This is a genomic window from Pedobacter cryoconitis (assembly GCF_014200605.1).
In the GTDB taxonomy this organism is placed as follows: Bacteria; Bacteroidota; Bacteroidia; order Sphingobacteriales; family Sphingobacteriaceae; genus Pedobacter; species Pedobacter cryoconitis_B.
This window is the reverse complement of sequence record NZ_JACHCE010000002.1, coordinates 506,145-527,192: the sequence shown is the minus strand read 5'-3', so window position 1 is coordinate 527,192 and position 21,048 is coordinate 506,145. Positions and strand designations below refer to the sequence as shown.

The following is a 21,048-nucleotide window of genomic DNA, read 5'->3' as shown; positions in this document are numbered from 1 at the left end:
CATTAATTATTATAAGGCAACACTATTTTAAACTCTGTCCCTTTATTTACTTTACTTTTTACTGTAATCTCACCTTTCATAAAATTCACCAGCTCTTTACAGAAGGCTAAGCCCAGGCCTACACTTCCATTTTGATTATACTGGTTCTGTATGCGGTAAAACTTCTTAAAGATATTATTAATTTCCGGTGTAGGAATACCAATTCCCTGATCTATAAATCTGAATACCACTTTTCCTTTGATCATTCTTGCTACAATATGTAAACGTTTCCGTTCTGGCGGAGAATATTTATAGGCATTCTCTGCCAGATTATCAAAAAGGCTGCCCAGTAATACCGGATCAGTAACAAATGCTGAAAACCCGGTAACTTCATAGGTTACGGCAAAATCAGGATGTTTCAGCGTATGCGATTCAATCGTACTTTCAATAAAATCCACAATATTTATTGTATCGTGGTTAAGCTGTATGGCCCCGTTTTCAATTTGTGTAAAAGCCAGGAGTTTGTTCATCAGCCCATTTAATTTATCGGCTTCTTCATCAAGAATTTTCCCATATAATTTAAGCTCACGTTCAGTTAACGAACTTGCACTTTTAATATTATTTCCCGCTATTTTAATGACACTCACAGGAGTTTTAAACTCGTGAGTCAGATTATTCATAAAATCGTACTGTAGCTTAAACATCTTATGATTGATATTCAGATTTCTATAAATCAAGACTGTAACAAGCACTAAAATACCATAGAACAATAACATGACCATTGCAATAGGCATAAAATAACTCAGGATCTCCTGAGCGACAAATGATTTTGCAGAAATAAAATAAAGCTTATAATCTGAAAACGGCCCTGGCAAAGTAATCTCTGTGGCTACATATTCTGTAGAAGTATTTAAAGGATCGTAAGTGAGCGGCTCTATTCTTATATTTTGATATAATAAAGGACGCGTATTGATAATCCTGAGCTTATAGGGGTCCAGATGAAAAGATAACATATCCTGCTGATAAACTGGCGACGGACTCAGTTTTTGTCTGAGCATTTGCTTATACACTTTCAGATCTTCCAGTCTGGGAATATTTAAATAGGTGATTTTATTAGAACGGATAATGCTGAAATTGGTAAAAAGTTCTTCCTGGCTAGGCACTTTTGTCGTATCCAGGCTTTCAATATAAGAGATCAGCTTTATACCCAAAGCATTAAAATCATCACCCCTGCTAAATTTTTTCGTATCATCCCTCGAAAACAGTTTGACGGAATCTAAAGGGACCAGGTCGCCGAACTGATAAATAGATTTTGGACCAAAAGCGAAATGACCAGTATTCAAACCGTCTCCAACCTGGGTATTCCCAATCTCGGAATCATAGAAAACCACTTTGGAAACAAATGGATAAGTATTGATTACTGTATCTACAAACTTTGATGCACTGGCCGAATCAAGATATCCATTATAGTAAGAAATTTCGGGGACCTTATTCTGAAAGAACTCATTGTATGGTTTGATCGTTTCTTCTAATACTTTTACCTTTTCTGATACAAATTCATTCTCTATAAATTTTTTACTGAAGTTATAAGCCAGGAATAGAGACAGGATAAACAAGACAGAGATCAACAGAATAAAGGTCACGATCAATGAAAAGTTTTTACGGTAACCGCTTTGTTTTTCTGAACTCATATAACTTATTTCTTAGACAAATTAGCAGATAAAAATTGTTCTAATGAAGCATATAATGCCTGACGAACATCTTCACCCTGCGGGGAGAACTCACTATATTCTTTCTCCAGGTAAGTTACATTTACGTTCCGTTTCTTAAGTTCTTTTACAAACTGAATAGCTTCTCCCGAATTACTTCTGGGATCTTTAGGGCTCTGTGCTATAAATACTGGTACCCTGAACTTATCAGCATGAAAGACAGGGGAAATCTGACGCATCCGGTCACCTTCTGTCAGCGGATTACCCAGTATTTCATAGTACATCTGCAAATTGGTTTTCCAGAATGGGGGAATAGCTTTCAAATAGCTGAATAAGTTAATTATTCCTGAGTTAGACCCGCCACAAACATACATTCCCGGACTTGAATACAAACTGTTTAACGCGATATACCCCCCAAACCCCGTACCATAAATAGCTATTTTTCTTGGGTTTGCAATCTTATTCTCAATAAGCCACCTTACACCATCATTAATATCATCCTTGATTTTCTCCCCCCATTGACCTGATCCTGCAGCAGCGAAAGATTTTCCGTAACCTGATGACCCACGATAATTAACCTGAAAAACTGCATATCCCCTGTTGGCCAGAAACTGCACTTCGGCATTATAGCCCCATGAATTTCTACGTCCCGGACCATCATGCGGCAGCACGACAACAGGCAGGTTCTCCGGTAATTTATTAATAGGCAAGGTAAGATATCCCTGAATTTTCAGTCCGTCACGGGCTTTATAGGAAACTGGCTTCATTTCACACATTTCAGCTTCTTTAACGTAAGGATTAAAATCACTGAGTTTCCTGATGGTTCCTTTATCTGCTATATACAAGTAATAAGATCCGGGGTTTCTATCTGTAAAAGTTCTTACAATAAAAGTATTCTCCGCCTTATCCCTGTCAATGATTTTTGATTCAGTACCCGGCAACAGCTTATCCAGTTTTGCATATAACCTCCTGGCAGAGGAGTCCAGATAATGCTTTTCTTTCTTCCAGGTTTCACAAATCACAAAGGCCATTGTTTTTTTAGATTCAGAATACTGGGCATCTACTACATTCAGCGTATCATTGCTAAAAAGTACTTTGCTTTCCTTTCCATTGATACAGTTCAATTCTATGAGCGCATTCTTATCCCTGTTTACATTAGAAATTGCATAAAGAATATTTGGCCTGTTATCTGAGATAGCGATCGGCGTAAATGTGGTCTTGAAATTATTGGTTACTATAGATCTGAAAGCCTGATTTTCATTTTCTCTGTAAAGCAGGGTCTGATTTACACCATCACTGGTAGTTGCTAAACGAATCTGACCTTTGGAATCTGTAACCCAGTTCGTAATATTCCCTGGATTTTTAGCCGCCATATCCATATGACCATTTCTTACATTTAACCGGTAGACATCAAATACAGTTGAATCTCTTTTATTAGATGATACAAGCAAAAATTTACCATCAATCAGCTGGTCTTTAAGCACGTGCATACGACTTTTGCTATTATCATTTAGCTGACGCTCGTTTTCTCCATTTTTATTGATAATAAAAATATCTGATAAACGCTCTGCCCCTGCTTTCTCTTTGTAATAGACTATTTCATCATTACTTACCCAAAAGTAATAATTGATATTTTTTTCATTTAAACGTGTAATCTGAGCCGATTTTCCTGTGGACAGGTCTTCAACAAAAAGGTTTTGCTTTTTACCCTGCAATTTTAGATAAGACATCGTTTTACCATCCAGAGAAATTGCATAAGCTCCTTTATCCTGTGACTTAAAGAAGTCTGCCACAGGGATAACCCTAACCTGCCTGTTTTGCCGGCAAGCACTAAAAAGGGCAAGAAAAACAAGGAATAAATATCTTTTCTTTACGGTCATAGCATTCTGGTAGTCTGCAAAAATACGCAACGCCATTTGTCTAAACGGGCAATACACTAATATTGTTACCTTAACCGCAAATGGAGAGCGACTCAAAATAGCAATATTTTATCGCTGTTAAAGAAACCACAGGTAACATTTAAAATACCGGATTGCTATTGAAGTCAGGCTTACAGAATTTATTATCTTTATTTTTGATATACAGAATGATCCACAATATGATAAAAAGAGTATTTGCAATCATCTTCTTTCTGGTCTGCTCAGTTCCATTATTTGCTCAGGATAGTAATGATAATGAAATGGCAATGCAATATTATCAAAATGGAGAATATCAGAAGTCTGCTGTTCTGCTGGAAAAACTCTTGTTTAAAACAAAAAGCGAAGCCTATCTGGATCTCTATTTCAATGCCCTGCTGAAATCAAAGCAATATGAGAGCGCAGATAAGGCTATTAAAAAATTAATCAGACAAAATCCAGGAACACTAAAATATGAACTTATACAGGGCCGGATTTATAAAGAAAAAGGTGATCCTGAAAATTCTGCCAAAACTTTTGATCACCTGCTGCATACCCTGCCCGACGATGAAGCTAAAATCAGATCTCTCGCTAATGATATCTATCAGCTTGGAGAATATGATCTGGCTATCTCCGTATTTTTACAGGGCAGGAAAAATCTAAAAAATGATCAGGCCTTTACTTTTGAATTATTGAGTTTGTACCGTTTTAAGAAAGATAAGAACAAACTAAGTGAAGAGTATTTGAATGCATTATCCACTATGCCGCAAATGCTTCAACAAGCCGAAACGGTAATCCCTTCCGTATTTGAGAATAATGCAGATTATCTGATGCTCCAGACGGCTTTACTTAAAAGACTGCAGAAGGACCCGCAAAACGAATCTTATTCCAGATTGCTGATCTGGCAATATCTACAGCAGAAGGATTATGAAATGGCATTACGTCAATTAATAGCCCAGGATAAAAGAATTAAAGATAATGGGACTATTTTATTTGAACATGCTCAATTGTTTACATCCAATAAGGCTTATGAGATGGCGATCAAAGCTTATAGTTATTTACTACTAAAAGGCAAGGAAAATGAGTTTTATCTTCCTTCAAAATTAGCACTGATTGATGCCAGATACCAATTGCTTCGCTCAGGAAAGAGTGATAAGAAGGATGTTATCTTGCTTGCGGACCAGTATCAGGAGATTCTGGACGAATATGGCAGCAATACGAGAACACTTTTTGCATTGAGAAAATGGGCCAATCTGCAAACTTATTATCTGCAGGACCCCAAAAAAGCAGAGACAGCGCTGGAAGCTGCACTAAAGATACCTGGTATTTCCAGTATTGAAATGGGCGAGATGAAATTAGAGCTGGGAGATATTTACAGACTTACACAGCAGCCCTGGGAGGCAATTCTGATGTATGGACAGGTTGCTAAAGAGTTTGAAAATCAAAATATAGGAACGGAAGCCAAATACAGATCGGCCAGGTTATCATTTGAGCAGGGAAATTTTAGCTATGCCAAATCTCAGGCAGACATATTAAAAGCCTCTACAGAGCAGTTAATCGCTAATGACGCCCTTAATCTCAGCCTGCTGATCTCCGATCACCTGGAGACTGCTACCGATACACTGGCACTTAAAATGTATGCAGCTGCCGAAGCACTGCAATTCCGTAATCTCTCTGCGGCAGCGATTGCCAAAGTAGATAGCATCCCGTTCTTATATCCAAAAAACAGCCTTACAGACGACATCCTGATGTTTAAGTCAGACATTCATATCAAAAACAAAGATTTTATGCTGGCAGTTCCTTTACTTAAAGAGTTGATTAACCACCAGCAAAAAGGCAATTGGGCAGATGAAGCACTTTTTATCCTTGCCGGATTATATGAAGATCAGCTCAATGATCCTGAACAGGCAAAAACACTTTATCAGCAATTGATTACTGATTTTCCGGGAAGCATGTTTGTGACCGAAGCACGTAAACATTTCAGGAGAATCAGAGGTGATAATATTGAATCTTAGTTTATATATTTGCCCCATGTTATTATACAATGTAACCCTGATTATTGAAGAAGCTTCTGCTGCGGCATGGCTGAAATGGATGCAAGAAGAGCATGTTCCTGAAGTGATGGCGACTGGATTATTCGTTTCCAGCAGATTATTAAAAGTGGTCGATTCACCAAATGAGGGGGTAACCTATTGCGCTCAATATGTTGTGGAGTCAATCGAAGATTATGAGGCTTATCAGCTAAAGCACGCTAATGAATTTGCTGCAGAATTAAATACACGTTTTAAGGATAAATTTGTTTCTTTCACTACCGTAATGGAATATATAGCCTAATTATGAACATAGTACAAACACCAATAGCTGACCTTTTTGTCATTGAGCCTAAAATATGGAAGGATAACCGCGGTTATTTTTACGAAAGTTTTAGTGCCCGTGCATTTGCCGGAGCTGGCATTCATGCCGATTTTATACAAGACAACCAATCCTTTTCGCAAAAAGGAACGCTGCGTGGTTTACATGCACAGAAAGCACCTTTTGCACAAGGTAAACTAGTTAGAGTAATACAAGGGAAAGTACTTGATGTAGCAGTAGATGTTAGAAAAGACTCTGCTACCTACGGTCAGCATTTCAGTATTGTACTTAGTGGTGAAAATCACAAACAATTATGGGTTCCACCAGGGTTTCTTCACGGTTTTTTAACGCTTGAAAATGATACTATTTTCACTTATAAAGTGACCAGCTATTATGATAAAGATTCTGAATGCGGTGTAATCTGGAATGATCCGGATCTGAATATCAACTGGAGTGAAGAGCTGACTAAAGAAGAGCTTCTGCTTTCTGATAAAGATCTTGTACTAGCTTCATTTAAAGATTTTGTAAGCCCTTTTTAATTGGGATCAAACGTCTTTTCTAAAACAGTAAAAAAAAATGGTCTTCCTGTTAATCCGGAAGACCATTTTTTTTTACTGTTTATTCTTATTTCTTGATAAGATCGTATAGTTCATCCAGTTTAGGCGACAATACAATCTCAATTCTACGATTTTTACTGCGGCCTTCCGGAGTCGTGTTTAACTCCAATGGCTGAAACTCTCCTTTTCCTGTAGCAGTCAGTCTTACTCCTGCAACTTTTTCAGTTTCTGTAAGGTAACGAACTACAGAAGTAGAACGCAATACACTTAAATCCCAGTTATCTTTGATCTGGCCCAGGTTAGTGATTTTCTGTGAATCTGTATGCCCTTCTACTGCAATAATAATCTCAGGCTGTTCTTTTAATACTTTAGCCAGCTGAGTTAATGCCTGTTTACCTTTCTCATCAATCACAATACTTCCAGAAGGGAATAATAGCTTATCTGTAAGAGAGACATAAACCTTTCCATTTTTCATCTCTACAGTTAATCCGTTTTTAGAGAATCCCAGCAATGCCTGCTGTAATTTCTCTTTTAACTGATTAGATGCTTCATCACGCTTTCTTAAAACCTCTTCCACTTCTTTAAGACGCTGTTCACGCTTTTTAAGATCTTCTGAGAGCTTACTGATTGCCGAAGAGCTATTATCCTTCAATTTCGCATAACTGCCGTTTATCGCTTTATATTTACCCTGAAGTTCATTGATCTGTCCATTCAGATTTGCTGTATCCCGCTGTAATTTCGAGATGGCACTCTGCAAATTGTCAATAGACCCCTGTGCGCCGGTCCAGCCATTGCTTAAAGAATCCTGCCTGGCCAGTAAAGCTTTATACTTTTTAGGCGACAGAACTACACATGAACTAAATGCACTGGCCAGTAAGCCTATGCTTAAAAACAAAATGACTCTTTTCATAATTATGGTGCTATGGCTCCCCGCAAAAAGCGGACAAATGGGTAAATAACCGTAAAAGCCTTTTTTAAATGGTTAACTAATGTTGGTTTTAATAACTCAGCATCTGTAAGCGGAAGGACAGCGATATAGCTTTTTAGTTTCAGCAAATCAATTTGCGGATGCTCAGGGTCATATCCTTTAGGTGCCTTTTTTAAAGTATCCTGTGTACTCAGACTGAACAGTTCTGTAAAACTTTTAGCTTCAATGATCTCCAGAAATTCGGAGGTATTGTAGTCTATTTCTTCTCTGATCTTCTTGAGCAGCGGTGCCTCAGGCATCCAATACCCACCTGCCAGGAAAGAATTCCCAGGCTGGAGATGCAAGTAAAACTCCGGTCCTTTTCCTTCTGCATTTTTTACAGAAAAAGAAATTCCAAAGTTGTTTTTATAAGGGTCTTTATTTTTACTGAAACGCACATCTCTGTAGATGCGCATTACGCATTTCTTAGCTTGTGTTTCTAATGGAAACCGGGGGTCCACGACTGCCAGAACAGGAATAAGTTCATCAACCAGACGAATGACATCAGCCTTTGCTGTTTCATAGAATTCCTTGTTCAGGGCAAACCATTCCCTGTTATTATTTGCTGCTACTGCGCTTAAAAAAGCTAGTGTTTCTGGCTTAATCATGGTTGATCGTAATAGGCGTTATAACTAATTTTAGGGGAGAGCCAATGTAATAAAATCACCCGTGAATAACGATAGTTGAATGGCGCAAGTAAAAAGCATCCGCTAAAGATCACCCCCACGTAAAGCCATAAAGAATCAAATTCAAGATTACCTCCCGAAAAAACATAAGTGGCAATCCCTATGGCAATCATCTCCGCTACGTTCATGGCATAACTAACATACATCGAAGCATAAAAGTATCCTGGTTCTATTTCGTAACGTTGTCCGCAATGACTGCAGATATCATTTGTACGCTGTAAATTGAATCCATACAAAGTACCCGTGAAGATATCCCCTCTGCGGCAATGCGGGCATTTACCATTGACAAGCGCATATAGTTTTGTTGTTTTCTCCATTTAGAATGAAGGAGATCAGGAACGCAGGGAAGCTTGTGAACGACGGTATCTTTTATACCACAAGAAGCCAATAGCTGCAATCATCAGGTAAGGAATCGCCATAAGGTATAAAACACCTGTATTCAAGCCTACAGCCTGTGTATTCCCGTTTTGAGTTCCCTGCTCTGCACTGATTGTACACATAGCACATTGTGCAGCAGCTTTCTGCAGACCAGCTCCTGCTGTTACAGCAACCAAAAGAATAAAGAATATAATAGCTCTTTTCATTGGATTCTATCGTTTATGAAGCTTACAAAGCGCAAGTTTCATGGGGTTAATTACTATACTGACAAATATAAGATATAACGAACAATTAAACCCTGCATTACATAAGTCTAATGTAAAAATGCAGGGTTCCTTTTAAAAATTATAATAAGGTGAAATCATCAGGTAGACAATGACTCCGGTTACTGCAACATATAGCCATACCGGATAAGCCCATCTCACAATCCTGCGATGTCTCTCGATCTGCATACTGAATCCTCTTAAGAAACTAATCAGGATCAACGGCAGCACAATTACAGCCAGCATGATGTGGGTAATCAGAATAAAGAAATAAATCATTCTGGTACCGCTTACAGCAGCAAGCTCAGCGGCAGAAAGTATTCCATTATGATCTATATCTCCGTATTTAGTATCTTTTTCATAAAGATGGAACAGGATGTAAAAAATAAGAAAGATAGCGGAAAGGATAAAAGTAATCACGTTAGTGACTTTATGGGCCTGTATATTTTTTTTCCTGATGAAGATCAGAGAAAGGATCAGCAATACTGCACAAGTCGCATTAATACCACCGATCAAATGCGGTAATAAATAGATAAATGATGGCTTTACTGTTGGTGGGGGTACAATCTTCAGGGCAATGACTACAGCAAGTACTACTGCAGAAACAATCCAGATCAGACGTAAAAAGAATTTGTCATTAATGTTCATGGTGTGTATCTATTTAAAGCTTCGGGCAACCAGTTTTACAGGTTACCTACCGTCTCTTACATTTCTAAGTTCTTCGGCTACGAGAACTTTTATTTCATCATTCAGCTTGGAGAGCGCTTCCTGATTAGTGGCATCATAATAACCTCTGATGCGGTGTTGCGGATCAAGCAGAACAAATAAATTACTGTAGATGAATTTACGTTCACCTTTTTCAAAATGCTGCTGGGCATCTACATAAAGCCCTTTATTAATCCAGTTATAAACTTGCGTACTATCACCGGTTAGTAAATCCCATTTACCTGCCTTAGCTTTTAATTTATCAGCGTAAGGTAGAAGTTTGGCCGGAGCATCTGTTACCGGATCTATACTGAGACCTATAAAGTGAATTAAAGGATTCTTGGCATAGGTATTTACATACACGTTCATTGCTTTATTAGCAAATTCTACTGCATAGTTATTTCCGGAGGTATAGAATAAATTCAGGACAATTATCTTTCCTTCATAGTTCTTCCAGCTTACTGTATCTGTCTGCTGATTGATAAATTTAAAATCAGGTAACTGATGATAAATAGTATCAGGTATCTGTTTTCCTCTTTTAGAATGGAAAGTAGCGGCTACTTTCTTAGGGCCGAAAAAAGGTAAGGGTTTATACCTGTTTTTACCTTGTTCAACCAGTTCATAATATAAAAATCCCGGTACCGCTAAAATCGATACCAGGATTATTATTTTTTTTATTGAGGTAAACTTCATGGGTTAAAAGACATGTGTATGTGCAAATAACCACCTTCAATAAGCATCAGGGTTATAAAGTATGCAATAAATATAAATGCAAGCCCCAATGATAGTTGCAACCCTGTTTTTTCAAACTTAAGGTGCATAAAGTAGGCCACAATATAATATGCTTTTAAAAGAGTTAATAAGATATAAGCAATATTACCAGCAGTATGAGGAATCAGATTTTTTGGTAAAATCACTAATGCAATGATAAATTCTACAACAGTAATCCCTAATAAGATAAAGAATACCTGCCAGATTTTAGATTTGCTTAGGCCAGCATGCTCATCATGTGCATGCTCTTCTGTATTTTGTAAGTTATGTTCAGACATAATATTTTTTATTAAAGGAAATTAAACTAAATAGAAGAAGGTAAATACGAATACCCAAACTAAATCAACAAAGTGCCAGTATAAACCTACTTTTTCAATCATCAGGTAATGACCACGTTTCTCGAAAGTTCCGTTGATAGTCATAATTAAGATGATAATATTTAATAGAACACCTGTAAATACGTGGAATCCGTGAAATCCTGTGATCGTAAAGAATAAGTTAGCAAACTGTTGTGCTGCAACGTTAGACACAGGACCAACAAAGAAATGCTGTAATTCTTCTGCTTTAGGAATAGTTCCCCACCAGAAACCTTCATGGTGAAGGTGAGTCCACTCTAAAGCCTGACATCCAAGGAACATGAAACCACCAATAATAGTAGCAATCATCCATCCAACAACTTCATTCTTAGAACGTCTGTGACCAGCTTCAACAGCTAATACCATTGTTACTGAACTCATGATCAGAATAAAAGTCATGATACCTACGAACACTAATGGTGCTCCAGAATCCATAACACCTGGAATAGACTGGAATACCAAATCCGGATCAGGCCATGTAAACTTTGTGAAACGTTGCGCTCCGTAGTATACCAATAATGAAGAGAATGTAAATGCATCTGATAGCAAGAAAAACCACATCATTATTTTTCCGTATTCTACCGACCACGGTGAACGGCCGCCACTCCATGGAGTAGTTTTTACCTGATCTAATTGTGATAATGAATTCATTTTAAAAATTGTAATAGTTTGTTAAAAAGTCTAACTGTTCAAAAGTAAAAAAACATAGAGATATATCCATAATATATCTATAAAATGCCAAAATATAGAGGCTATTTCTATGCGATATACCGCATTTTCTTTAGGAACTTTGCTATATGCACCCCAAAGACTGTTCAGGATGAAACAAAGACCTGCAAAAATGTGTAGTAAGTGCATGCCTGAAACAATGTAAATTGTTGAAATTGCTGCGTTATTATTTACCAGCGTTGCACCACTTTGGTATAATGCCGACCAGGCATCGACTTGAAGATAACCAAAAGCAATCCCCAATACCATAGTTGACCATAGAAATATTTTCTGTGTCTGTATATTCTGCTGACGCACGGCTCTGGCCGCAAAAAATAAACAGATACTGCTCAGTACAAGCACAGCTGTGCTGTACATGAAGACATCCGGAAGAACTAAACCATGTCCTTTTCCTTTAGATGCCGCAAAAACGATATAATAACTTGTAAAACCTCCAAACATAATCGTTGAAGACACTACAAAAAGCCAGAGAACAAATTTCTTAGCTTTAAAAGAGGTAGCTAATCTATCCTGCGCTACGTCTTCCTGTTTTAATGTATGTACCATATAAAAAAAACTATTTACCTATAAAATCAAACAATAAAACCAGTTGAACCAGTGGTATGTAAAAGAAAGAACAGAACATAACTTTACGTGCACTGTCTATATCCAGTTTTACCAGTAGTTTAAATGCCAGCAATGAAAAGATCACTCCGGCTATGATGGAAACTCCTGCGATATAATAACCACCAAAACCGAAAAAGGTAGGCAGTAAACTCACAGGTATTAATATTAACGTACTCAGGAAAACAAGAAATGCACTTGTTTTATCCCTTTTTTTGGTTGGTAACAACCTGAAACCCGCTTTTTTATAATCATCATCCAGAACCCATGCAATTGCCCAGAAATGTGGAAACTGCCAAACGAACTGAACAAGAAAAAGGATTCCGGCTACTTCATAATCTACATGTGTAAAATTTGTAGTGTGACCTAATGCTGCCAGATAACCAATTAGTGGTGGTAAAGCACCTGGTATTGCACCTACAAATACTGCAATTGGAGATTTACGTTTTAAAGGCGTATAAACAAAAGCATATAATAAGATAGAAAATACAGATAAAAGCCCCGTTTCAAGATTTAATTTTCCTAATAACCAGGTTCCAAGCATTCCCATGATCAAACCAAGGACAAGGCCTTGTCCTGTTGTCATTCTTCCTGCTGGCATTGGACGGTCCATTGTACGGGTCATCAGTTTGTCCAAATCTTTTTCTATAATCTCATTAAAGCAGTTAGCTGCTGCAGTAACTAAAAATCCACCGGCCACTAAGATCAGCCAGTTTCCCCAGTCAATAGACGGAACCTCACCCCTGGCAACCTGCATTCTTGAGCCAATTAGAAAAGTAACTGACGCAGAAAACACAACCAGAAAAGTAAGTCTGAATTTGATGAGTTTAGATAAATCTGAGAAAAATAATTTCAATTCTATGTGTTTTAATATTATTGATTATAAGTACTTGTTCTGTATACCAGCAGATAAAGATAAAACTGGAGTGTAAACAGAACTGTTGAGAATACTAAATGTATAACCTGAGCTGCTGGCGGCAATGCTAAATTAGATAATAATAATCCACTTGCAATCTGTACCATCAGGACAAGTACAATTGAATTTCCTAACTTCAGCTCTGTTGCTTTACCACCAAATTTGTTCATTACAAACTGATAAATAAATACGTTCAGTACAACTACAAAAATCGCCAGATCGCGGTGATAAGAGAATATATCCCCTATTTTCCCGACCCATGTATTTCTTTCCTGATATAACAGGTTTTTTGAAATCTCATCAATTGCTTCCCTTACTTCTGTTCCCAGAACGATCTGCAGTACGCTTAACAAAAGAGAGACAAGAATCAGCAGCTTTAACCAGAATACTTTAGAAATAACTACCGTTGGCTCTTTATACAGAGTCTGTGCATAGTAATAAGTATAAACCAGTATCGCCAGCATGACCAGTGCAAGCAGCATGTGAACAGTAACGACCCAGGCCAGTAAATTAGTTGAAACTACTATTGAGCCCAGCCATGCCTGAAAAACTACCATAAACAGATTTAGTATACTTAATACTATAACCCTTTTAGCCTTGCCTTTGTACGTAAATGAAAGAACGGTTACTGCTATTAGTAAAAATCCGGTAACAGCTCCGGTAAGCCGGTTAATATATTCAGTCCAGGTTTTAGCCGCATTGAATTCTTCGGGGACAGTTATGCTCATATCGTGACGAATGCTATCAGCAACATCCTTTTTTCCCATTTTATCAAGCATAAGCGCAAAACGCTCATTCTTCTTAACCCTGCCTGCTACGTATTTCTCTTTATAATCTTTCGGTAACTGATCTACTGATGTTGGCGGAACATATTGGTCAAAACATTTTGGCCAGTCCGGACAACCCATACCTGAACCTGTACTGCGTACTACTGCACCTGCTAAGATGAGTACTAACGTCACTATTAAGGTAATCAGGTTTAACCGGATAAATCTCGTTTCAGATTTAGGAACCATTGGTTTGCTTTTAAAAAAAATGAGGTTATCGTTCTAAGTAGATACTCAAGCAGATAACCTCATTGTATAATTTTAATAAAGGAGATTAATCCAGTATTGCTTTTTCTTTTGCTTGTTTTTCTTCCCACTCTTTCTGGATGCGCTCAGATTCAGCGTTTCCTTCAAAGTCATGTGGCATGTTAGAGCTCATGGTTTGAGAATAAGGAACGGTTTGAGGGATGAAATCATGTTCAGCACCTGGCTTACTGTAATCATATGGCCAACGGTATACTGTAGGGATTTCTCCTGGCCAGTTACCATGGATATGCTCAACAGGCGTAGTCCATTCTAAGGTGTTAGACTCCCAAGGGTTCTGTGTTGCTTTTTTACCTTTGAAAATTGAGTAGAAGAAGTTGAACAGGAATGCCACCTGAGCTAAAGCTGCAACGATAGCAGCCCATGTTACAAAGATATTTACAGTAACCCATTTCTGCATGAATTCAAATTCAGTGAATGCATAGTAACGACGTGGTACACCATCTAAACCTAAGAAGTGTAATGGGAAGAATACTAAGTAAGCACAGATAAATGTAACCCAGAAGTGAAGGTAACCTAATTTCTCGTTTAACATTCTTCCGAACATTTTTGGATACCAGTGGTAAACACCAGCAAGCATACCAAAGATTGCAGCAGATCCCATTACTAAGTGGAAGTGGGCAACTACAAAGTAAGTATCATGAAGGTTAATATCTAAAGAGGCATTACCTAAGAAGATACCAGTTAAACCACCTGAAATAAAGAATGAAACCATACCAATCGCACATAACATTGCAGGTGTGAACCTGATATTACCGCGCCATAATGTAGCTAAATAGTTGAAAGTTTTTACTGCTGAAGGAACAGCGATAATCAGCGTCGTGATCATAAACACACCACCCAGTAATGGATTCATCCCCGTTACAAACATATGGTGACCCCATACGATGAAGGAAAGGATAGTAATACCGATTAATGAGTAAACCATTGCATGGTAACCAAAGATTGGTTTTCTTGAATTTACCGAGATAACCTCTGAAGAGATACCTAAAGCCGGCATAATTACAATATATACCTCAGGGTGACCAAGGAACCAGAATAAATGCTGCCATAAGATTGGAGAACCACCTTCATTAGGTAATACCTGAGTACCCATAACGATATCTGATAAATAGAAACTTGTACCGAAACTACGGTCAAAAATCAATAACACAACACCCGCTACTAAAACAGGGAATGATAAGATACCTAAAATAGCTGTCAATAAGAAAGCCCAGATAGTTAATGGCATTTTCCAAAGGTCCATACCTTTAGTACGCATGTTTAATACAGTACTTACATAGTTGATACCACCCATTAACTGAGAAGCTACAAAAAGAACCATACTGATTAACCATAATGTCATACCTAAACCTGATCCTGAGATAGCTTTCGGGATAGCAGATAATGGAGGGTAAACTGTCCATCCGGCACTTGCAGGTCCTGTTTCAATAAAGAATGAGCTCATCATCACAACGCAGGCGATAAAGAATAACCAGTATGAAAGCATGTTCATAAATGGCGATGCCATATCCCGTACACCGAGCTGAAGAGGAATCAGTAAATTACTAAACGTACCGCTCAATCCTGCGGTCAGTACAAAGAATACCATGATGGTACCGTGTATAGTTACCAGAGCAAGGTAAAAATCAGGTTTGATCCTTCCTCCTTCTGCCCATCTTCCTAAAAATGTTTCAAGAATAGGGAAACTTTTATCAGGCCATGCTAATTGCAGACGAAATAAGATAGACAATCCCATTGCAATAACAGCCATAACAATACCAGTTATTAAAAACTGTTTAGCGATCATCTTGTGATCCTGGCTAAAAATGTATTTGCTTATGAAAGATTGTTCGTGATGCCCATGATCGTGACCGTCATGGTGATCGTTGTTATGTGTATCGTGTAATGTTATAGTTGACATAATGCGCTATTCCAGTATAATTATTTTTTTAAAGCCGGTTTATTCATTGCTACAGCAGGAGCACTTGTCGCAGCTTTAGCTGTACTATCAGCTGGAGCCGCCGCCGCTGGTGCAGCTGCTGGTTCTGGTACGATTGGCAAGTTAAATTGCTTTCTCAAATCGTTATTGATAAACTTAGGTTGTTTAACTATCCAGGCATCATACTCAGCCTGAGAAACAACTCTAACAACCTTTTGCATGTTATAGTGACCAGATCCACAGATTTTCGAGCAATAAAACAAGAATTTAAATGCTGGATCATTTACTTTAGTCTGCATATCAGCAGTAGTAATTGTTGGTGTGAATTCGAAATAAGAAGTCATACCCGGAACAGTGTTTAACTGAATCCTGAAATGCGGCATATAAAAACTGTGAAGTACGTCTTTACTGGTCAGAATCAATCTTACTGGTTTGTTGACAGGAATAACCATTTCCTCTGCCATCTGATCATCAAGATTGTCTTTATCATTAAAGTCCATACCTAAACTGTTCGTTCCGGTAATCAATTTATAGTTTTTCTTTCCTACAATTTTATCAGCTCCAGGATAACGGATTGTCCATGCAAACTGCTGAGAAGTGATCTCAATGTTCAATGGTTTGTTATTAGGATCTTCAATTTTATAGAAGATAGATCTCCAGGTAAGGAATCCCATTAATACCAATACAGTAAGCACTAATGCCGGAACAATTGTCCAGATACGCTCTAATGCATTATTATGCGGGTAGTAATATGCTTTTCTTTTACCAGTATTCTTGTAGAAATAAGAGAACAGGAATAATACAAGGTGTGTTCCGATAAATACGATGGTTGTCAGGATTAACGTGATGTTAAACATCTGATCAATCTTCGCACCGTGCTCTGAAGCAGCATCCGGAAGAATCATCTTTCCGTGAACTGTATATTCAAAATAAACACCGTACAATCCGACGATTAAGAAAATCACAAACAGAACACCATTTACAGTATTCCAGTTAATTCCTGCAGGTTTATCCTGAGCTTCACGCGTTAATTCATATACACGCATTGCTTTACCAACTATTGCTATAAATAAGCAAAGCAGTAAAAATAACAGGGTATAGAATGCTGCCGTCTTATAGATCGGGAACATATCAATAGGTTTTTTCGCAGCCGTAGCGGCAGCACCGGCGGCAGCTTCTTGTGCAAATGCGCTCGTATTTGCAAACACAGTAAGAATTACTGCCAGGGCCGCTATTGTCTTATTGCTTATAAATTTTCTTAAACTCATTTTCTTAAAAGTAGTACGATGTACTTCTACTATAAATTAATGTATATAACTCTAACCCGGCTTACAAATGGTGATTCAGACTCTCCTGAAGGAAAGGGTGATTCTTTGCAATTAAAGGTTTCTTACTTAATGCAGATAATACTGTAAAGGTAAACAAGCCTACAAAACCAATAGCTGTTCCTATTTCAATAATACCAAAACCATTATGTGATTCTACAGTACCCGGCATAATCATCTGGTAATAATCTACCCAGTGACCGCACAATACTATGATACAAACACCAAGCATGATATTTTCTTGTCTTTTATTATCACGATCCATTAATAACAGAACCGGGGCAAGGAAATTCATTACTAAATTCAAAAAGAACCAGAACTTGTAAAACTCAAATCGTTTGTAAAAATACACAGTTTCTTCCGGCATGTTTGCATAATAGATCAACATAAATTGAGCAAACCATACATAAGTCCAGAAAATTGAGAATCCGAAGATAAACTGACCTAAGTTATGAAGGTGGCTATTGTTAACCCACTGCATATAACCTGCTTTTCTTAACAGAATGATAATTACAGCTATAGTAGCCAAACTGCTCACCCACATTGCTGCGAAGTTATACCATCCAAACATCGTAGAGAACCAGTGTGCCTCTAATGACATTACTGTATCAAATGCAAAGATTGGTGTAGTGAAACCGTAGATAACTAAAAATATACAAGAGTATTTAAAACTTTTAGTGTATGAGTTTAACCCTCCCTCTAAATCTTCGTTAGTTGATAATTTAGACAGTAATATAGCGAAGAAAGAATAGATACTTAAAAATACTACCTGACGTCCTAAAAAGAAAGGTACATTTAAGAAAGCAGACTTTCCGTCGATTAATTTATCATAGTTACCTGAAGACGGATCAGTTAGACCCGGTGCGTTCCAGTGGTGATAAAGATTATGTGTGTATAGTCCAAGACTGATAACGACGATCAGGATCACTACTGCGATAGGCAATGTTTTTGCCATAGCCTGAGGTACACGTAAGATTGATGCAGACCATCCTGCCTGCGCTACAAACTGAACAGCTAAAAAGAATGCACCTGACATACATACACAGGCGAAGTAATAGGCCATAAGTAACAGGTTGGCAAAAGTCCGCTCATGGAGTCCATGATCAGAAAAACCGTAAGCTATACTACCGATACCGATTAGGATCGCTGCAATGCTTAAGTTTTTAGCCTTTCCTGTAAACTCAAACTGCTCATTGAAATTATAATTGTGAGTTCCCATTTATATCTGCTTTTCTATTGTATTTTTTGTAATTGTTGAACATACATCACTACTTTCCATCTTTGATCTGGAGTAAGCTGAGAAGCATGTGATCCCATGTTATTTAATCCGTACATGATAGTGTGATAGATTTTACCTTCTGATAAATCTTTCATCAAGCCACCACGTGATGACGCTGCATCACCATGATAAGCTGGTACGCCTGTAAATTTCTCAATTTGAACCAGGTGTCCTTTACCATCTCCCTTTTCACCGTGACAAGGTCCGCAGAATACAGTAAAGTAGTGTTTACCTGACAATAAATTCTGTGGTGTCTTAGCTAAAGGATTGTGCAGATTTAAACCTGCGGCTTCATAACCTTCTTTAGTATTTGCATACTCATACTTTACAAATCCTACAGGACTTGTGTTAGCAGGAGGTGTTTGTGCAGTTTGTCCGTTTGCAAAATTCTTGTTCGGCTGATCAGGATCGTAAGCAATATGATCATACATATTTCTAGCATATTCCAAACCTGGATTATTCTTATTCCTGCAAGACGAAAGTGTTGTAACAGCGAGGGCAAGAACAACAAATGAGGCTGCAACTATTTTATTCTTATTCATAGCTAATATACTTCCTTTCATTGTGCTTAACTTCTATAGCACCAGCTTCTTTTAATAATCCGTCAATTTTACTGTGATCTCCGTTTTCCTGAGCATCAACAGCTATAATAAATCTATCATCTGTGGCTCTTAAGTCCATTACTCTTGGCGCTCTTCCTGGGAAAAGGTGAGTAGATGCATAATAAGATCCTACTAATCCAAATGCACAGAATAAAATAGTTACCTCAAACATAATCGGAATAAAATCCGGTAATGCGAATGCTGGTTTACCACCAATATTATGTCTCCAGTCTACTACCGAGGTAAGATAGATCAGTGCAAATGCTGATACTGTTCCGGTTATCCCGCAGAAAAATGCAAGGATATCCAATCTTGATCTTTTAACTCCTAATTTGGCTTCGATGCCGTGGATAGGCATAGGCGTATAAACATCATGGATCTTAATGTTGTTCTCCTGTAACTTTTCAATGCCATGCATCATCTCGTCAGGATCGCCAAAACTGCCTAAAATATATTTGATATTACTCATTGTTATATTTTTGCGTATTCTTCTTGTTTAACACTATCAAATTTCTCTAAAGACTCAACGTATTCTTTCACGTGAGTTTTGTCCAAATGACCTTCTTTAATCTGTGCAAGTTTAGCTTGCTCACTTGATGTTTTAAGTAATAGTTTCACCTCTGCAATTGCAATTGAAGGAAGAACCCTTAAGAACAACAGGAATAAAGTAAAGAATACCCCGATTGAACCTACAAAGACACTCACATCTACCCATGTTGGATAGAACATGGCCCAACTTGATGGAAGGTAATCACGGTGTAATGAGGTTACAATAATTACGAAACGCTCAAACCACATACCGATGTTTACCACGATAGATAAGATCCATGTTGCAGGTATGCTCAAACGGATTTTCTTGAACCACAGTAACTGCGGAGAAATTACGTTACAAGTCATCATCATCCAGTATGCCCACCAGTATGGACCAGTTGAACGGTTGATGAATGCATATGCTTCATATTCTGAACCTGAATACCAGGCAATAAAAAACTCAGTGATGTAAGCCACACCTACGATAGATCCGGTAAGAATGATGATCTTGTTCATCGATTCAATGTGGAACATAGTGATGTAGTTCTCAAGACCCAATACTTTACGGGCAACCAGTAATAAGGTTAATACCATGGCGAAACCAGAGAAGATCGCACCAGCCACAAAGTATGGAGGGAAGATTGTAGTGTGCCATCCCGGAATAACCGAGGTTGCAAAGTCCATAGATACAATCGTGTGTACTGAAAGTACCAGTGGTGTAGAGATACCGGCAAGGATCAGAGACACAGTCTCGAAACGCTGCCATGTTTTAACGTTACCATTCCATCCGAAAGAGAAGATAGAATAAATTCTGCGGCGTAAACCAGTCGCACGGTCACGGATAGTAGCAATATCTGGTAATAAACCTGTGTACCAGAATAATAAGGATACAGAGAAGTAAGTAGAGATTGCAAACATATCCCAAACCAGTGGTGAGTTAAAGTTTACCCATAATGAACCGAACTGATTCGGTAAAGGTAATACCCAGTAAGCTAACCATGGTCTTCCCATGTGGGATACAACATACGTTGCGGCACAGATAACGGCGAAAATCGTCATCGCCTCTGCCGACCTGTTGATCGAGTTACGCCAGTTTTGACGGAAGAGTAATAATACTGCCGAAATCAGTGTTCCTGCGTGACCAATACCTACCCACCATACGAAACCGGTGATATCCCATGCCCATCCTACAGTTTTGTTCAGACCCCATGATCCGATACCGTTCCAGAAAGTATAACTTACTGCAACTAACCATAAGGTCGCTCCCATAAGGGAAACTATAAAACCTATCCACCAGGCCCTGTTGGGCTTATTCTCAACTGGCATTAAGATATCATCCGTAATTTTTGCATACGTGATATCATTGCCGGTGATTAGTGGTTCTCTTAATATTGATTCGTTATGTCCTGACATAATGTGTTTTCTTTAATATC

The 21,048-nt window shown here is 38.0% G+C and carries 22 protein-coding genes; 3 read left to right on the top strand and 19 right to left on the bottom strand.

What is annotated here, in order from left to right; translation table 11 throughout:
• Positions 1-2 precede the first annotated feature (2 nt).
• Together HDE68_RS08370 and HDE68_RS08365 are read right to left on the bottom strand one after the other, a co-directional pair.
• Complete coding sequence (locus HDE68_RS08370; protein ID WP_183880871.1) at positions 3-1,670, bottom strand: sensor histidine kinase; 1,668 nt, start codon at positions 1,668-1,670, stop codon at positions 3-5.
• Positions 1,671-1,675: 5 nt separating this feature from the next.
• Positions 1,676-3,604 (bottom strand): prolyl oligopeptidase family serine peptidase, encoded by a 1,929-nt coding sequence (locus HDE68_RS08365; protein ID WP_260171710.1) that lies wholly within the window; start codon positions 3,602-3,604, stop codon positions 1,676-1,678.
• Positions 3,605-3,786: 182 nt separating this feature from the next.
• On the opposite strand from HDE68_RS08365, the gene HDE68_RS08360 reads away from it, so the two are divergent.
• The 3 genes from HDE68_RS08360 to rfbC are packed head-to-tail and all read left to right on the top strand — an operon-like array spanning position 3,787 to position 6,474.
• Entirely contained in the window at positions 3,787-5,598 is a 1,812-nt protein-coding gene (locus HDE68_RS08360; protein ID WP_221300697.1) for a tetratricopeptide repeat protein, read from the top strand.
• Positions 5,599-5,614: 16 nt separating this feature from the next.
• Complete coding sequence (locus HDE68_RS08355) at positions 5,615-5,917, top strand: DUF4286 family protein (protein WP_183880869.1); 303 nt, start codon at positions 5,615-5,617, stop codon at positions 5,915-5,917.
• 2 nt (positions 5,918-5,919) lie between these two features.
• Positions 5,920-6,474 carry a dTDP-4-dehydrorhamnose 3,5-epimerase gene (gene rfbC, locus HDE68_RS08350; protein ID WP_183880866.1) on the top strand — a complete coding sequence of 185 codons (555 nt, stop codon included), beginning with the start codon at positions 5,920-5,922 and terminating at the stop codon, positions 6,472-6,474.
• Between the two features lie 85 nt (positions 6,475-6,559).
• Here the strand turns inward: rfbC and HDE68_RS08345 are convergent, their stop codons facing one another.
• The 17 genes from HDE68_RS08345 to nrfD form a co-directional block, all read right to left on the bottom strand.
• Complete coding sequence (locus HDE68_RS08345) at positions 6,560-7,402, bottom strand: OmpA family protein (RefSeq protein ID WP_183880864.1); 843 nt, start codon at positions 7,400-7,402, stop codon at positions 6,560-6,562.
• Positions 7,403-7,404: 2 nt separating this feature from the next.
• Complete coding sequence (locus tag HDE68_RS08340; RefSeq protein ID WP_183880862.1) at positions 7,405-8,067, bottom strand: DUF2461 domain-containing protein; 663 nt, start codon at positions 8,065-8,067, stop codon at positions 7,405-7,407.
• Entirely contained in the window at positions 8,064-8,462 is a 399-nt protein-coding gene (locus HDE68_RS08335; RefSeq protein ID WP_183880860.1) for a DUF983 domain-containing protein, read from the bottom strand. The genes HDE68_RS08340 and HDE68_RS08335 overlap by 4 nt, the downstream gene beginning before the upstream one ends.
• A gap of 15 nt (positions 8,463-8,477) precedes the next feature.
• Positions 8,478-8,729 carry a hypothetical protein gene (locus HDE68_RS08330; protein ID WP_068403944.1) on the bottom strand — a complete coding sequence of 84 codons (252 nt, stop codon included), beginning with the start codon at positions 8,727-8,729 and terminating at the stop codon, positions 8,478-8,480.
• Between the two features lie 132 nt (positions 8,730-8,861).
• Positions 8,862-9,434: a DUF420 domain-containing protein gene (locus tag HDE68_RS08325; RefSeq protein WP_221300696.1), complete on the bottom strand. Its 573-nt coding sequence runs from the start codon at positions 9,432-9,434 to the stop codon at positions 8,862-8,864.
• A 42-nt stretch (positions 9,435-9,476) separates the two neighbouring features.
• Positions 9,477-10,184 carry an SCO family protein gene (locus HDE68_RS08320; RefSeq protein WP_183880858.1) on the bottom strand — a complete coding sequence of 236 codons (708 nt, stop codon included), beginning with the start codon at positions 10,182-10,184 and terminating at the stop codon, positions 9,477-9,479.
• Complete coding sequence (locus HDE68_RS08315) at positions 10,181-10,540, bottom strand: cytochrome C oxidase subunit IV family protein (RefSeq protein WP_183880856.1); 360 nt, start codon at positions 10,538-10,540, stop codon at positions 10,181-10,183. Before HDE68_RS08315 ends, HDE68_RS08320 begins: the two co-directional genes overlap by 4 nt.
• 21 nt (positions 10,541-10,561) lie before the next feature.
• Positions 10,562-11,269: a cytochrome c oxidase subunit 3 gene (locus HDE68_RS08310; protein ID WP_183880854.1), complete on the bottom strand. Its 708-nt coding sequence runs from the start codon at positions 11,267-11,269 to the stop codon at positions 10,562-10,564.
• Positions 11,270-11,299: 30 nt separating this feature from the next.
• Positions 11,300-11,893 carry a heme-copper oxidase subunit III gene (locus HDE68_RS08305; protein ID WP_183880852.1) on the bottom strand — a complete coding sequence of 198 codons (594 nt, stop codon included), beginning with the start codon at positions 11,891-11,893 and terminating at the stop codon, positions 11,300-11,302.
• 10 nt (positions 11,894-11,903) lie between these two features.
• A complete protein-coding gene (gene cyoE / locus HDE68_RS08300; RefSeq protein WP_183880850.1) occupies positions 11,904-12,806 on the bottom strand; it encodes a heme o synthase in 903 nt (300 codons plus the stop codon).
• 17 nt (positions 12,807-12,823) lie between these two features.
• Complete coding sequence (locus HDE68_RS08295; RefSeq protein WP_183880848.1) at positions 12,824-13,882, bottom strand: COX15/CtaA family protein; 1,059 nt, start codon at positions 13,880-13,882, stop codon at positions 12,824-12,826.
• A gap of 85 nt (positions 13,883-13,967) precedes the next feature.
• On the bottom strand, positions 13,968-15,860 hold the full coding sequence (locus tag HDE68_RS08290) for a cbb3-type cytochrome c oxidase subunit I (protein WP_183880846.1): 1,893 nt from the start codon (positions 15,858-15,860) through the stop codon (positions 13,968-13,970).
• A 20-nt stretch (positions 15,861-15,880) separates the two neighbouring features.
• Entirely contained in the window at positions 15,881-17,146 is a 1,266-nt protein-coding gene (locus HDE68_RS08285; protein WP_183880844.1) for a cytochrome c oxidase subunit II, read from the bottom strand.
• Between the two features lie 61 nt (positions 17,147-17,207).
• Positions 17,208-18,422 carry a quinol:cytochrome C oxidoreductase gene (locus tag HDE68_RS08280; RefSeq protein WP_183880842.1) on the bottom strand — a complete coding sequence of 405 codons (1,215 nt, stop codon included), beginning with the start codon at positions 18,420-18,422 and terminating at the stop codon, positions 17,208-17,210.
• Positions 18,423-18,436: 14 nt separating this feature from the next.
• Positions 18,437-19,045, bottom strand: coding sequence for a c-type cytochrome (locus HDE68_RS08275; protein ID WP_068403971.1), 609 nt, complete (start codon positions 19,043-19,045; stop codon positions 18,437-18,439).
• Positions 19,017-19,553, bottom strand: a complete 537-nt coding sequence (locus tag HDE68_RS08270; protein ID WP_183880840.1) for a DUF3341 domain-containing protein — start codon at positions 19,551-19,553, stop codon at positions 19,017-19,019. The genes HDE68_RS08275 and HDE68_RS08270 overlap by 29 nt, the downstream gene beginning before the upstream one ends.
• A 2-nt stretch (positions 19,554-19,555) precedes the next feature.
• The gene (gene nrfD / locus HDE68_RS08265; RefSeq protein WP_183880838.1) at positions 19,556-21,028 is read right to left on the bottom strand and encodes an NrfD/PsrC family molybdoenzyme membrane anchor subunit; all 1,473 of its coding nucleotides are present in this window, start codon (positions 21,026-21,028) and stop codon (positions 19,556-19,558) included.
• Between the last annotated feature and the right edge of the window lie 20 nt (positions 21,029-21,048).